The sequence below is a fragment of the Micromonospora sp. H61 genome, from assembly GCF_018070325.1.
Lineage (GTDB): Bacteria > Actinomycetota > Actinomycetes > Mycobacteriales > Micromonosporaceae > Micromonospora > Micromonospora salmantinae.
In genome coordinates, this window is record NZ_JAGPXY010000047.1 from 21069 (window position 1) to 34696 (window position 13628).

15 protein-coding genes are annotated in these 13628 nt (G+C 69.4%); 9 read left to right on the plus strand and 6 right to left on the minus strand.

Annotation, left to right across the window (positions count from 1 at the left end):
- The first annotated feature begins 9 nt into the window (after positions 1-9).
- The 3 genes from KBX08_RS21890 (at position 10) to KBX08_RS21900 (ending at position 3050) form a co-directional block, all read left to right on the plus strand.
- Positions 10-975, plus strand: coding sequence for a carbohydrate ABC transporter permease (locus KBX08_RS21890; RefSeq protein WP_210785290.1), 966 nt, complete (start codon positions 10-12; stop codon positions 973-975).
- Positions 965-1807: a carbohydrate ABC transporter permease gene (locus KBX08_RS21895; protein WP_112700239.1), complete on the plus strand. Its 843-nt coding sequence runs from the start codon at positions 965-967 to the stop codon at positions 1805-1807. Before KBX08_RS21890 ends, KBX08_RS21895 begins: the two co-directional genes overlap by 11 nt.
- A 139-nt stretch (positions 1808-1946) precedes the next feature.
- Positions 1947-3050 carry a glycoside hydrolase family protein gene (locus KBX08_RS21900; RefSeq protein WP_210785291.1) on the plus strand — a complete coding sequence of 368 codons (1104 nt, stop codon included), beginning with the start codon at positions 1947-1949 and terminating at the stop codon, positions 3048-3050.
- Between the two features lies 1 nt (position 3051).
- Here KBX08_RS21900 and KBX08_RS21905 read toward each other — a convergent pair whose 3' ends face one another.
- The gene (locus KBX08_RS21905) at positions 3052-3945 is read right to left on the minus strand and encodes an NAD(P)-dependent oxidoreductase (protein ID WP_210785292.1); all 894 of its coding nucleotides are present in this window, start codon (positions 3943-3945) and stop codon (positions 3052-3054) included.
- A 69-nt stretch (positions 3946-4014) separates the two neighbouring features.
- Between KBX08_RS21905 and KBX08_RS21910 the strand changes: the two genes are divergently transcribed.
- The 3 genes from KBX08_RS21910 (at position 4015) to KBX08_RS21920 (ending at position 5694) form a co-directional block, all read left to right on the plus strand.
- A complete protein-coding gene (locus KBX08_RS21910; RefSeq protein ID WP_091399534.1) occupies positions 4015-4425 on the plus strand; it encodes a VOC family protein in 411 nt (136 codons plus the stop codon).
- A 96-nt stretch (positions 4426-4521) separates the two neighbouring features.
- The gene (locus tag KBX08_RS21915) at positions 4522-5148 is read left to right on the plus strand and encodes a glyoxalase (RefSeq protein WP_210785293.1); all 627 of its coding nucleotides are present in this window, start codon (positions 4522-4524) and stop codon (positions 5146-5148) included.
- 126 nt (positions 5149-5274) lie between these two features.
- Positions 5275-5694, plus strand: coding sequence for a PPOX class F420-dependent oxidoreductase (locus KBX08_RS21920; RefSeq protein ID WP_196926210.1), 420 nt, complete (start codon positions 5275-5277; stop codon positions 5692-5694).
- Positions 5695-5754: 60 nt separating this feature from the next.
- Here KBX08_RS21920 and KBX08_RS21925 read toward each other — a convergent pair whose 3' ends face one another.
- Positions 5755-6639, minus strand: coding sequence for a bile acid:sodium symporter family protein (locus KBX08_RS21925; protein ID WP_210785294.1), 885 nt, complete (start codon positions 6637-6639; stop codon positions 5755-5757).
- 146 nt (positions 6640-6785) lie between these two features.
- Here KBX08_RS21925 and KBX08_RS21930 point away from each other — a divergent pair, with 146 nt between their 5' ends.
- Complete coding sequence (locus tag KBX08_RS21930) at positions 6786-8114, plus strand: glycoside hydrolase family 18 protein (protein WP_210785295.1); 1329 nt, start codon at positions 6786-6788, stop codon at positions 8112-8114.
- Positions 8115-8171: 57 nt separating this feature from the next.
- On the opposite strand, the gene KBX08_RS21935 is transcribed toward KBX08_RS21930, so the two are convergent.
- Positions 8172-8528, minus strand: coding sequence for a hypothetical protein (locus tag KBX08_RS21935; protein WP_247669832.1), 357 nt, complete (start codon positions 8526-8528; stop codon positions 8172-8174).
- Between the two features lie 187 nt (positions 8529-8715).
- Here KBX08_RS21935 and KBX08_RS21940 point away from each other — a divergent pair, with 187 nt between their 5' ends.
- Complete coding sequence (locus tag KBX08_RS21940; protein WP_247669828.1) at positions 8716-11508, plus strand: M14 family zinc carboxypeptidase; 2793 nt, start codon at positions 8716-8718, stop codon at positions 11506-11508.
- 64 nt (positions 11509-11572) lie between these two features.
- On the opposite strand, the gene KBX08_RS21945 is transcribed toward KBX08_RS21940, so the two are convergent.
- The 3 genes from KBX08_RS21945 to KBX08_RS21955 all read right to left on the minus strand — a co-directional run bounded on the left by KBX08_RS21945 (position 11573) and on the right by KBX08_RS21955 (position 13380).
- Positions 11573-11764, minus strand: a complete 192-nt coding sequence (locus KBX08_RS21945) for a DUF397 domain-containing protein (protein ID WP_210785298.1) — start codon at positions 11762-11764, stop codon at positions 11573-11575.
- Positions 11755-12555 carry a helix-turn-helix transcriptional regulator gene (locus tag KBX08_RS21950; RefSeq protein ID WP_210785299.1) on the minus strand — a complete coding sequence of 267 codons (801 nt, stop codon included), beginning with the start codon at positions 12553-12555 and terminating at the stop codon, positions 11755-11757. Before KBX08_RS21950 ends, KBX08_RS21945 begins: the two co-directional genes overlap by 10 nt.
- Before the next feature lie 174 nt (positions 12556-12729).
- Positions 12730-13380, minus strand: a complete 651-nt coding sequence (locus tag KBX08_RS21955; protein WP_210785300.1) for a GNAT family N-acetyltransferase — start codon at positions 13378-13380, stop codon at positions 12730-12732.
- On the opposite strand from KBX08_RS21955, the gene KBX08_RS21960 reads away from it, so the two are divergent.
- Positions 13363-13626, plus strand: a complete 264-nt coding sequence (locus KBX08_RS21960; RefSeq protein WP_210785301.1) for a hypothetical protein — start codon at positions 13363-13365, stop codon at positions 13624-13626. The genes KBX08_RS21955 and KBX08_RS21960 overlap by 18 nt on opposite strands.
- Positions 13627-13628: the final 2 nt, after the last annotated feature.

A 13628-nucleotide genomic window follows, 5' to 3' on the forward strand; every position in this document is an offset into this window, starting at 1 on the left:
GGATCAGCGATGCCGGTCCTGACGGACAACGTGGCGGGTCGGGCTGAGCCCCGGCCCGCCCCGGGCGGCACGGCAGCGTCGCCGCGACGCGGGTGGTGGACCAGTCGTCGACGTGACCAGCTCGCCGGCCTGCTCTTCGTGACCCCACAACTGGTGGGTGCGGCCCTCTTCGTGCTGCTGCCGCTCGGCCTGGTGGTCTGGTACAGCCTGCACGAGTGGAACGTGCTCGCGGACACCTTCGACTTCGTGGGCACTGACAACTACCGCGAGCTGGTCGACGACCCGAAGCTGCCGGGCGTACTCCGGAGCACGCTGTTCTTCTCCGTCGGCCTGGTCGTGTTCAACCTCGCCCTGGCCCTGCTGCTCGCCGTCCTGCTCAACCAGCGGCTGCGCGGCACCGTGGTGTTCCGGACGCTGTTCTTCTCACCGGTGGTGGTCTCGCTGGTCGCCTGGACGATCGTCTGGGGTTTCCTGCTCCAGGACAACGGCGGCGTCAACGGGGTGGCCGGCGCGGTCGGCCTGGACGGTCCGAACTGGCTGCGCGGCGAATGGACCGCGCTGCTGTCGGTGATCGTCGTCCAGGTGGTCAAGAACGTCGGCCTCAACATGGTGCTGTTCCTCGCCGCGTTGCAGGGCGTGCCCGCCGAACTCTACGAGGCGGCCCGGGTAGAGGGGGCGAGCCGGTGGACCCAGTTCCGCCGGATCACCGTGCCGCTGATCAGCCCGACCATCCTGCTGACCTCGATCATCACCGTGGTCGGCGCGCTACAGGTCTTCGCCCAGATCGCCGTGCTCACCCAGGGCGGCCCGGGCACCTCGACCACAGTGCTCGTCTACTACCTCTACCAGCAGGCCTTCCAGTTCCACCAGTTCGGGTACGGCTCGACGCTGTCGGTGCTGCTGTTCCTGATCGTGCTGACGCTGACCGTCGTGCAGTGGCGGATGCGCAGGAAGTGGGTCTTCCATGAACAATAGGCTCCCCTTGCGGGCCCGGGTGGCGATCTATGGGCTGATCTGCCTGCTGGCCATCCCATTCGTCTTCCCGACCTGGTGGATGGTCACCTCGTCGTTCAAGCCGGTCAGCGACATCTTCGCGTTCCCTCCGTCGCTGATCCCCACCGAGCTGAGCTTCTCGGCGTACCGGCGGGTGTTCGAGCTGCAACCGTTCGCCCAGCAGTACCTCAACAGCGCGTACATCGCCGCGGTGGTCACCGTCGGCACCCTCGCCGTCTCGTCGCTGGCCGGATACGCGTTCGCCCGGATCCGGTTCCGTGGTCAGCACGCGCTCTTCCTGGTGGTGCTGGTGGGCCTGCTGATCCCGAGCGAGGTGACCATCGTGCCGCTGTTCCAGATGTTCAACTCGGTCGGGATGATCGACACCCACTGGCCGCTGATCCTGGTGCCGACGCTCGGCGCGCCCAGTGTGCTGGCCACCTTCATCATGCGGCAGTTCTTCATCACCCTGCCCGGCGAGTTGGAGGAAGCCGCCCGGGTGGACGGGCTGGGCCGGCTGGCGACCTTCTGGCGGATCGCGCTGCCGCTGGCCCGCCCAGCCCTCGGCGCGGTGGCGATCTTCACCTTCCTGCACAGCTGGAACCTTTACCTGGAGCCGATCGTCTTCCTGTCCACCCCGGAGAAGTTCACCCTGCCGCAGGCGCTGACCCAGTTCGTCGACGCGTACGGCGGACCGATGTGGGACGTACAGCTCTCGGCGGCCTCGATGACGGCGCTGCCCGTCCTGGTCGTGTTCGTCATCGCGCAGCGGCAGTTCATCGAGGGCCTCGCCCACACCGGTCTGAAAGGATGATCCATCTGACACTGCTCCGGGCCGACGAAACTGTTATCCGGGTACGGCCGGCGAGTCTCCTGAGGTGAGGCGTTGGCGGGGTTCCCCCGCCACCGCAGCATGCAACAGTGCTGCGACCACACACGAGGGAGTCGAGACGATGCGCGCAACCGGCCAGGGTGAAGCGGACGCCGCGAGGGGAAACCGGGGCGTCCACGCGGAACCCCGACGCGGGATGCTCGGCCGCCTTCCGATCGGCGCGCGGCGGCTGCTGTGGCCGCTCCTCGTGGCCGCCGTGGTCGCCGTACTGGTGACGGGTGTGATCGTCGTGGTGCAGCCCACCGGGCCGACGCCCGCCCCGGCGGCGACGCAGGCGCTCGACGCGCCGCCGCCCGCGAGCCCGCAACCCGGCGCACCCACCGCGACCACGACCGCCGCCACGACGAGCCCGGCGGGGACGACCCCGACGTCGACGCCGACGGCGAAGCCGACATCGCGGCGTCCGGTCGCTCCGGCGGCCCCGGCGGCGACCTCGAAGCGCAAGGGCGTCGGGGTGTGGACCTTCGACGGCGTCAGCCAGGCGCTGGCCAACTCCGGGGCGAGTTGGTACTACACCTGGGACGTGGCCCACTCGGGCGTCACCAGCCCGAAGGGCGCCGAGTTCGTCCCGATGATCTGGGGGGCGAAGAGCGTCACCGCCACCAACCTGCAACAGGCCAAGAAGAACGGCCGCCACCTGCTCGGGTTTAACGAACCGGACCTGAAGGGTCAGGCGGAGATGACAGTCGAGCAGGCGTTGGAGCTGTGGCCGCAGTTGCAGGCCACCGGCCTTCCGCTGGGCAGCCCGGCGGTGGCCTGGGGCGGCGACCGGCCGGGCGAGTGGCTCGACCGCTTCATGGCCGGGGCGAAGCAGCGCGGCTACCGCGTCGACTTCATCGCCCTGCACTGGTACGGCGGGGACTTCACCACCGCCAACGCGGTCAACCAGCTCAGGTCGTACCTGCAGGCGGTGCACGACCGGTACGGGCTGCCGGTCTGGCTCACCGAGTTCGCCCTGATCGACTTCTCCAACGGCGTCCGCTTCCCCACCCAGGCACAGCAGGCCGCGTTCCTCACCGCGGCGACCCGGATGCTGGGTGGCCTGTCCTGGCTACAGCGGTACGCGTGGTTCGGCCTGCCCGCCACCGACAAGGACCAGACCGGCCTGTTCCGTACCGGCAGCGCCGCGACCGCCGTCGGCCGCGCCTACCAGGCGGCGCGCTGACCTACAGCACGTCGACGTGGTCCCGCCAGGAGTGCTGCGGCTCGTACCCCAGCACCCGGCGGGCCTTGTCGATGCTGAGCAGCGTCTCGTGCTCACCCAGCTCCTTACGGATCTCGACACCCGGGTAGACCTCGGCCATCAGGCTGGCGCTGGACCTGCTCATGACGGTGTCGGCGTTGGCGATGACGAAGACGTCGGCACCGGGCTGGTCGTGCGCGAGCGCGCGCTCGACCGCCTGGGCCCCGTCGCGGGCGTCGATGTAGCCCCACAGGTTCCACCGGCGCAGCCGCGGGTCGGCGTCGAACGACGGGAACGGGGCGTAGTCCTCGACGTCCATCACGTTGGAGAAGCGCAGCCCCACCATGACCAGCTCCGGGTCCCACCGGCAGAAGTGCCGGGCCATCTCCTCCTCGAGGGCCTTGTTGAGCGAGTACGTCGACTCGGGCCGGGGCGCGTACTCCTCGTCGACCGGCGCGTACGGCGGTGGGGTGTCGAACGGCAGCCCGAGCACCGTCTCGCTCGACGCCCAGACGACCCGTTTGATGCCGGCCGTCCGGGCCGCGGCGAACACGTTGTACGTCGCGGCGGAGTTGTTCGCGAAGGTGGTCGCGTTCGACATCAGCCCGGGGGCCGGCACCGCCGCGAGGTGCACGATCGCGTCGACGCCGCCCGCGTGCTCGTCGGCGCCCCCGGTGAACGCCTCCACCACCTGCCCGTAGTCGGTCAGGTCGACCAGCAGGAACTCGCCGTTCACGTCGCGCGGGTCGCGGCCACCGGCGCGGTCCACTGCCAGCACGTCGACGCCGACGGCGCGCAGGTGGGCGACCACGGCTCGGCCGAGCTTGCCGGTGGCGCCGGTGACGACGACACGCCTGGGCAGTGCGGGGTTGGTCATGACCACATCCTCGCCGGGGGCAAACGAGGACCCACACGGGGGTGCGGCGTTACCCCTAACATGATCGACATGGACATCACGATTCACACGTGCTCCCTGCCGCACACCGACCCGGATGCCTCCCTGGCCTTCTACCGCGACGCCCTCGGCTTCGAGGTCCGTAGCGACGTCGGTCAGGGCACGATGCGTTGGATCACGGTCGGCCCCGCCGACCAGCCCGGCACGTCCATCCTCCTGGCGCCGCCGGCCGCGGATCCCGGGGCCACCGAGGACGAGCGCCGCACCATCACCGAGATGATGGCCAAGGGCACCTACGGCTGGATCCTGCTGGCCACGCGGGACCTCGACACCACCTTCGAGAAGGTGCAGGCCGGCGACGCCGAGGTCGTCCAGGAGCCGACCGAGCAGCCGTACGGCATCCGCGACTGCGCCTTCCGCGATCCCGCCGGCAACCTGGTCCGCATCCAAGAGCTTCGCTGAGCCGTCCGATCCTCGAGGGCGCCGTTCGGGACAGCTGACGAGACCGGTCAGGAATCAAGAAGCACCGGTCGTCGGGCCGCACCTAGCGTGACCACCATGACATCCATCGCATCCGTCACCCTCGACGTGACCGACCCCGCGGCCGCCCAGCGCTTCTACAGCGCCGCCTTCGGTCTGGACGAGCAGATTCGCCTGCGGGCCTCGGACGCACCGACGAGCGGCTTCCGGGGGTTCACGCTGGCGCTCACGGTGTCCCAGCCGGTCACCGTCGACGGCCTCATCGGCACCGCACTGGACGCCGGTGCCACGTCCCTGAAGCCCGCCGCGAAGTCGCTCTGGGGCTACGGCGGTGTCGTGCAAGCCCCGGACGGGACGATCTGGAAGATCGCGACCTCGGCGAAAAAGAACAGCGGCCCCGCTACCCGGCGGATCGACCATTTCGTGCTCCTGCTCGGAGTCGCGGACGTGGCGGCGAGCAAACGGTTCTACGTCGAGCGCGGCCTCGCCGTGGCGAAGAGCTTCGGCCGCATGTACGTCGAGTTCGTAGCCGGGTCCAGCCCCGTGAAGCTGGCGCTGTACCGACGTCGTGCCCTCGCCCGGGACGTCGGCGTCGCCCCCGACGGCACCGGATCGCACCGACTCACGATCGGCGGCGACGCCGGGCATTTCACCGACCCGGACGGGTTCGCCTGGGAAGCCGCATCGCTGGCGACCGCGATGTGACCGGAGGAAGCATCGTCGAGGGCATCGCCGAGCCGGTGGACATCGCCGACCCGCGCGTACCACCATGATCGGGGCCTGCGGGTGCGTAACGTGCAGGGGTAAACGTTGTCGCGACGAGGAGACTTCATGTCCAAGCCACCGCTTCCCGAGGCCGCGGTCGCCATGCTCCAGAAGCCGAACCCCGCCGTCATGACCACCCTTCGCAACGGTGGCCAGCCGGTGTCCGCCGCCACCTGGTACCTGTGGGAGGACGGCCGGATCCTGGTGAACATGGACGAGAGCCGCCGCCGACTGGAGCACGTCCGCAACGACCCACGGGTGTCCCTCACGGTGCTCGACGAGGCTGGCTGGTACACCCACGTCAGCATCATCGGGCACGTCGCCGAGCTGCGCCCCGACGAGGGCCTGGCGGACATCGACCGGTTGTCGAAGCACTACACGGGCAACGCGTACCCACGTCGCGAACGTGCCCGGGTCAGTGCCCTGATCGAGATCGACCGCTGGCACGGTTGGGGCGCGCAGAAGGACAACAACCAGGTCGGCTGACCGTTTGCCGTCCGCCCTGTCGCCTCGACGGCTGCCGTCGGGGCGACAGGGCACCGGCCGTCAGGGCGTCAGGGCGGTGGCGGACCGGGCGCCGACGCGGGTCACCAGGTAGCCGAAGGCCGCCGCGGTGAAGAACATGACGATGCCGTAGACGGCACCCGGGATCGCCATCTGGGTGCTGTTGAGCAGCGCCGGGCTGAGCGCGATGGTGATGGCCAGGGCGCTGTTGTGGATGCCGATCTCGAACCCGGCGGCAGTCGCGGCGCTCCGGTCGACACCGGCGAGGCGCGGCACCCCGTACCCGATGGCGAGGCTGAGCAGGTTGAAGGCGAGCACGGCCAGGCCGACCGAGACGAAGTAGTCGGCGATGTTCTCCCGCTCACCGAGCACCGCGCCGGCGATCACCGCGACGAGCACGACGATGGAGAGGATCCGGACCGGACGGTTCAGCCGCTCGGCCAGGTGCGGCATCCGCGCCCGGATGAGCATGCCGATCGCGACCGGGACGAGCACGATGGCGAAGACCTGGAGCACCTTGTCGAACTGGAGGCCGATGCTCCTGCCGTCGGGCAGGAAGTACGCCGCCGACAGGTTGACCAGGATCGGCAGGGTGAACACGGCGAGCACCGAGTTGATGGCGGTCAGGGTGATGTTCAGGGCCACGTGCCCGCCGAACAGGTGGCTGTAGAGGTTGGCGGTGGTGCCGCCCGGTGACGCGGCCAGCAGCATCATGCCGACGGCCAGCTCGGGTGCCAGGTCGAACGCGAGGACGAGGCAGAAGCAGAGCGCCGGCAGCACCAGCACCTGGCAGACCAGGGCGATGACGGCGGCTCGTGGATGGTCGGCCACCCGGCGGAAGTCCGCCATTGTCAGTCCGAGACCCAGACCGAGCATGATGATGCCGAGGGCGACGGGTAGTCCGATCAGAGTCACGGCGGAGTCCATGGCACAACATCGTTACCACCCGGTAACGCCGTCACAATCCCCCATGTGGCTGGACGGCTCTTGACCCCGGAGGGTGATCGGCTTAACTTCATCAATCAGATAAGTGTCTTTACTAATTCTGCTTGATGTCTCGTGGGAGTGTGCCGATGCGACCATTCCGCCACCGCCGTCTCACCGCCGTCGTCGCCCTGGCGACAGTGCTGGTCACCGCCGCTCCGCCCACCGCCGCCAGCGCCGGTGACAACCACCAGCGCCGGACCGGCTACCACCGGGTCGGCTACTTCACCCAGTGGGGCATCTACGGCCGGGCCTTCCCGGTCAAGAAGCTCGAAACCTCCGGGGCGGCGAGCCGCCTCACCCACCTCAACTACGCCTTCGGCAACGTCAGCGAGGACGGCAGGTGCTATGTGGACGGTGGGCCGGGCGAGGGCGACGCCTGGGCCGACTACCAGCGTCCCGTCCCGGCCGAGGAGAGCGTCGACGGCGTCGCGGACGCACCGGGCCAGGCACTCAGCGGCAACTTCGGCCAGCTCGCCAAGCTCAAGGCCAAGCACCCCAAACTGAAGGTGCTGATCTCGTTGGGCGGCTGGAGCTGGTCGACGTACTTCTCGAACGCGGCCCGCACCGACGCCTCCCGCAAGGCGTTCGTCACGTCCTGCATCGACCTCTACCTCAAGGGGAACCTGCCGGGCAGCACCCCGGGTGCCGGGGCCGGCGTCTTCGACGGCATCGACCTCGACTGGGAGTGGCCCGGCTCGGAGGGTGAGCCTGGCAACGTCATCCGCCCGGAGGACCGGGAGAACTTCACGAAGCTGCTCGCCGAGTTCCGCCGGCAGCTCGACGCGTACGGGCGCACGACCCGCGCGCACCACCCGCTGACCGCGTTCCTGCCGGCCAGCCCGGCCACCATGGACGCCGGCTACGAGGGCCGCAAGATATTCAAGTACCTGGACTTCGCCACCGTGCAGGGGTACGACTTCCACGGCGGCTGGGACGCGCGGGCCAACCAGCAGTCGGCGCTTCGCGTCCCGGCGGGCGCCCCGGACAACCCGGACTTCTCCGTCGAGGTGGCCATCGACGGATGGATCGCCCGTGGCGCGCCGCGCGACAAGCTGGTGCTCGGCATCCCCTACTACGGTCGCGGCTGGACCGGCATCACCGGCGGCGGCAACGGCCTGTTCCAGCCGGCCACCGGACCCGCTCCGGCGACGTTCGAGGCCGGGTACGAGGACTACAAGAAGCTGAAGACCCTGGCCGGTAACGGCTACACAGTGCACCGCGACCTGCGCGCCGGACATGCCTGGTTGTTCGACGGTACGACGTTGTGGACGTACGACGACCCGGCGGTCGTGTTGCAGAAGACGCTCTACATCCGACGGGCCGGCCTGGCCGGCGCCATGATCTGGTCGCTCGACGGCGACGACGACAACGCCACGCTGACCAAGACGATCGGCCTCGGCCTGACGACCTGGTAGCCGTACCCGATCCACCCGGCCCGTCGCCGGCCGACCTCTCGGCCGGCGGCGGGCCGTTTACCGCTGCACGGGTGTCACCGCGCGCACCGCGGCCTCGATGAGCGCTGTCACCTGGTCCATGTCCCGAGCCCGGTGCACGTCCACCTCGGCCGACCATCCGTCGGGCCGGGTGAGTTTCACAGTCACATCGTCGCGGCGGTGGGTCAGCCAGCTGGCGATCGCCTGCACCAGCACCATGGCGGTGCCCGCGTCGCTGACCGCCACCCGCAGGACGTCAGTGGTGTCCGCCGACATCCCGTCGGGGGGCGTCGTGGTCACCCCCTCCCGCAGCCGATCCTCAGCGCGCAGCCAGGACGCCAGCGAGCGCCGAGCATCGGCGGACGGAAGATCCGGATGGACCGAGAGCATGATCATCTCCGGCACGTCTCCTCCTCCCAGACGACGACAAGCCCACGCCACCATCCTGCCATTCCGCGTCGGGACCGGCACGCCGAGTAGTCAGCAATATCGATCTACCCTTGACCGTCGTATCGGCGGTTCATAGGCTCCGGCCACTGCGAGGTTGTTCCCGAGAAGGGAAACACGGCTCATGGCCCCATCGATGCGTCAGTTCCGGATCGTGCCTGCCAGGCGGCTGGCGAGTGCCGCCACGATCGCGCTCCTGCTCGGCATGGTTCCCCTGCTGGGCGGCACAACGGCCGCGAGCGCCGCCCAGCCCTCCCGGTGCAGTGACGACCCGACGGCGCGGTTGAGCACGGTGCCTGCCCCGGAGACCGTGCTCGGCTTCCCGCTCGGCGCCGGGCAGGAGCGGGTCGTCACCAACGACGAGGTCCGGACCTACCTCGGGGCCGTCGATCGCGCCTCCAACCGGGTCGTCACCGGCGTGATGACCACCAGTGTGCTCGGCCAGCCGTTGCCGTACGCGGTGGTGTCCAACGAACGCCACGTGCGGCCCGCCGCGCTACGCGAGATCGCCGACGACGTCCGGGACCTGCGCGACCCGCGCCGGACCAGCGCGCGAACGGCCGCCCGGACGGCGAAGGACAGCCCGGCCATCGTCTGGGTCACCGCGAACGTGCACGGCGGCGAGAAGAGCGGCGCCGACGCGGCACTCAAGACGCTGTACGAGCTGGCAGCGGGCCTGTCCTGCGCTGTCGCCCAGCGCAACGACAACCTGGTCACCATCGTCGTCCCCACCCAGAACCCGGACGGCCGCGACGCGACCCGCCGGCAGAACGAGTTCGGCTTCGATTTGAACCGGGACTGGTTCGCCCGCACCCAGCAGGAGACCGACGGCAAGCTCGAACTGCTGCGCCGCTACCCGCCGCAGGTGTTCATCGACGCACACGAGATGGGCGGTCGGCAGTACTTCTTCCCGCCCAACGCCGACCCGATCCACCACGAGATCGCCGGTGAGGCGGTGGACTGGATCAACCGCATCGGCGAGGCCAACAAGGTCGGCTTCGGCTTCAACGGCGCCTGCGACGACACCGCCTTCACCGAGTGCTACTTCAACTACGACACGTACGACATGTTCTTCATGGGCTACGGCGACACGGTGCCCACCACCGGCTTCGGCGCGGCCGGCATGACGTACGAGAAGGGCAGCGCGTCGGCGGTGGCCGACCGGGTCCAGCAGCAGTTCCACACCCAGTGGTCGACGCTCGGCTGGGCCGCCGCGAACAAGCGCGAGGTGCTGGACGGCTACTTCGACATCTGGACCGACGCGCTCGCCCAGGGCAGGGCGGGCACCCTCGAACCGAACGAGGTGGTGCAGCCCACAAACGAGGTGCAGTTCCCGGTGCCGGACCTCACCATCCGCTCGTACTTCCTGCTGCCCGACCGGCAGCTCGCCGACGTCCGCCAACTCGTCGAGCGACTGCGCCGGATGGACGTCGAGGTGTACGAGGTGCAGAAGGCGACCCGGGTGCCCACCGTGCGGGTCTTCGGCGGGCGCAGCGCCACCAACGTGACGGTGCCCAAGGGCGCGTACTGGATTCCGATGGACCAGCCGCAGAAACACTGGATCCAGGCCGTCATGGGCGAGGACCCGTACGTCCCGTTCCCGTACTTCTACGACGTGTCGTCCTGGAGCAACCCGCTGCTGATGGGCGTCAACACCATCTACACCGGAGACACCGTCCGGCCGAGGGCCGAACTGGTGCGCAAGGTCTCCGGCGGTCGCACCGGCGCGGCGTGGCCCTGGGGCTCGTACACGTACCCGCTCGACTCGGCCGCCGCCGCGGAGTTCACCTTCAACCTGCTCGGCCGTGGCGTACCCCTGGTCCGTGACCTCACGACCAGCCGGGTCGCCATCCCGGCGGCCACTGTGAACCGGACCGTGGACGGGCTGGCCCAATCCCTCGGGGTCACCCTCACCCCGGGCGGTCGGCCCGCCGGCACCCGCCTCGACCTGCCCGACGTGGGGTTGTTCCAGGGCGCCGGCATCTCCACCACCTCCGGCTCGCACGGCGAAGCCCGCTACGTGCTCGGCAAGCGGTGGGGGCTCGACCTCACACCGGTCACCACCGCCGACATCAACGACAACACCGAGGCGTTCACCGGGCGTACCGTGCTGCTGGTGCCGGACGGCAGCAGCGCCACCGGCGGTCTGACCGCAGCCGGGCAGGCCAACCTACGTGACTGGATCGGCCAGGGCCACACCTACCTCGGGCTGCGCAACGAGGGCACCCGGGTGGCCCGCGCCGCCGGGCTCACCTCGACCACGGAGAAGACCAAGCCGGCGGACTACCTGGTGATCGGCTCGCACCTGCGTGTCGACGTCGACCAGGACAGCCCGGTGGCGCTGGGTCGCCCGGCGGAGGACTTCGAGTTCAACAACAGCGACCCGGTCCTCACCCCGAGCGCCACCGGGACGAACGTGCTCACGTACCCGACGGGTGACACCTTCTGGGCCAACGGCTACACAGTCGGGGCGGACACGTTGAAGGGCACGGCGGCCGTCGTCGACGAGCCGACCGGCGCCGGTCGGGCGGTGCTGTTCGCGTTCAATCCGCTCTTTCGCGCGTACAACGAAAATGGCCTGCACCTGGTCGCCAACGCGCTGCTCTACCCGGCGACCGCCGCGCCCGACGCGCGACGCCCGGCCGGCGTCGACGCGGCACGCGCCAGCGCCGCCGCAGCGCCGGTGCCGCCGGACCTGGGCGGCGGCTGGCGGCCGATCACCATCCAGGTGGCGGCCGGCGACCTGGCCCGCACCCGGGCGATCGTCGAACGCTTCACCGCCGACGCGCAGGCGTCCGAGAAGAACGGCTCGGCGTACGTCGTGATCCCAAACCCGCAGGGGCTCCAGGTGGACGAACACCCGTTCGCAAGAGATCTGGTACGCGCGCTGAACGCCGCCAAGGTGCCGCTGCGGTCGGTGGTGGGCTGACGGAGCCCGCACAGCGAAGCGCCCGTCCCCTCGGCTGGGGCGGGCGCTTCCGTTCGTGCTAGGGCTATGACCGCCGGGGGACTTCGGTGACGAACGCCCGCCAGGCCACCGGCCCGAAGACCAGCGCCGGCCCATCGGGGTCCTTTGAGTCCCGCACGCCCACAACGCCGGGCAGGTTGTCCGCGACCTCGACGCAGTTGCCGCCGCCGGAGCCGCTGCGGGTGGACTTGCGCCACGTAGCGTCGATCAGGTCCATGACGTCACCACTTCCTTCATCAGATCCAGCGACTGCTGGCGGGGTAGCGCCTCGCTGCGAACCATCTCCCACCTCGACATGAGGGTATCCACATCGTCGTCGCGGTCGATGACGACGCCGCCGAGTTGGTTCTCCATCTCGGCCACCCACTTGTGGTCGGGCAGCCGGGCCAGGCTGAACGGCCCGGTCAGGCCGACGTGCATGCTGACCTCGTCCGGCAACAGGTGAATGCTGATGTTCGGGCGCTCCGCGAGGGTGGTCAACTGCTTGATCTGCCCCGCCATGATGTCGCAAAAGTCCGTGCGGGCGCGGCGGAGCACCGCCTCGGCGATGACGGCGACGAAGTGCGGGGCAGTCGCCTTCGTGAGGGTCTCCTGCCGGCCCATCCGGTGGGCGAGCCGCTTCTCGACCTCGTCGTCGCTCAGCGTGTCGTTGCAGCGGATGACGGCGCGGCCGTAGCTCTCCGTCTGGAGCAGGCCCGGAACGAGGCTCGGCTGGAAACACCTGAGCTGCGTCGCCGTGCGCTCCGCGTCCAGCCACGGCAGAAACCAGGACGGGGCGCCGAGCTTGCCCACCATGCGCTCGAACAGCCCGCCGTTCTTGAACGCCCGGTCGGCGCCCTTGATGAAGTCCAACGTCAGCGCCCGCGTCTCGCTCTCCACCGCGCTGACGTGGGAGGCGCTGAAGCCGGCGCCCCGGCCGAAGGCGTCCTGGGTCATCCCGGAGGCCCCTCGGGCGCGGCGAATTTCGGCCACGATGAACGCGGCGAGCGGGTGCGGCAAGTCGGCCATTCGGTACTCCCCCACAACTACTCACACCGCTATCCCGGCGTGGAACGCTTCGCCAGCTCGATCCGATCCGGCGAGCGTTGCCTCAGCGTAGTTGTCTCCACAGCAGAGCGTCAGTAGCGACGCGGCTGGTGGTGGGGGGACAACGAGGTCATGAGTTGTCGGCGGTATAGATCGCTAGTTCTGCTCGTGCGCCGCCTGCCGTGCCAGCAACTTCTCCTTTGCCGCTGGCCAGGCGTCGTCGACGATTGCGTACAGCACCGTGTCACGCCAGGTGCCGTCCGCCCGGCGCCGGTGCTTGCGCAGTACGCCTTCGCGGGACGCTCCCAATCGCTCGATCGCCTGCTGAGACCGAATATTGTTGATGTCGGTCTGCAGCGCGACCCGGACCGCGCCGAGGGTTTCGAACGCGAACGTCATCATCGTGAGCTTCGAATCCGTGTTCAGGCCTGATCGCCACCAGGCCCGGCCGAGCCAGGTGTAGCCGATGGACAGCGCCAACAGGCTGGGCTGCGGGTCGGCGAACGATGTGGTTCCGACGAACTCACCGTTACACGTGTCGATCTGGGCGTAGGGGAGTCTGGTGCCGGTGGCTCTGGCGGCGAGCGCGGTGGTTATGTGCCGGGTCGCGTCCTCGATGGTGACGGGTTGGAGCAGCGCGCCGCCGGGTGGACTTTGCCAGCGGAAGACTTCGGCGTCGTCGGGTTCGGTGCCTGCCGCCGCCAGGTAGCCGGGGACATGTTCGAGCGTCAATGGCTCCAGCCGGATTCTTCGACCGGTGAGGACTGGCAGCGCGTACCAGAGGTGTTCGTGAGCCACGTCGCGCATGTTTCCACACGATCTTCACGGTCACGATGTGGTTTCGTCGAAGCCGGATCGACCGACCGGGACGTGCGGCTGCGCGACGCGCACGACGAAGAGGCCGACACCTTCGCGGACGGCCGGGCCGCCACTCTGACGGTCAGCCGACCCGGTGCCGTGAGCCGGCTGAGGTTTCCCGCCGACGCCGGTCGTCGCGTCACCGTCGAGGTGACGCCGCCAGCCTGCCCGACCGGTGCGGAATTCTGCTCCTGAAT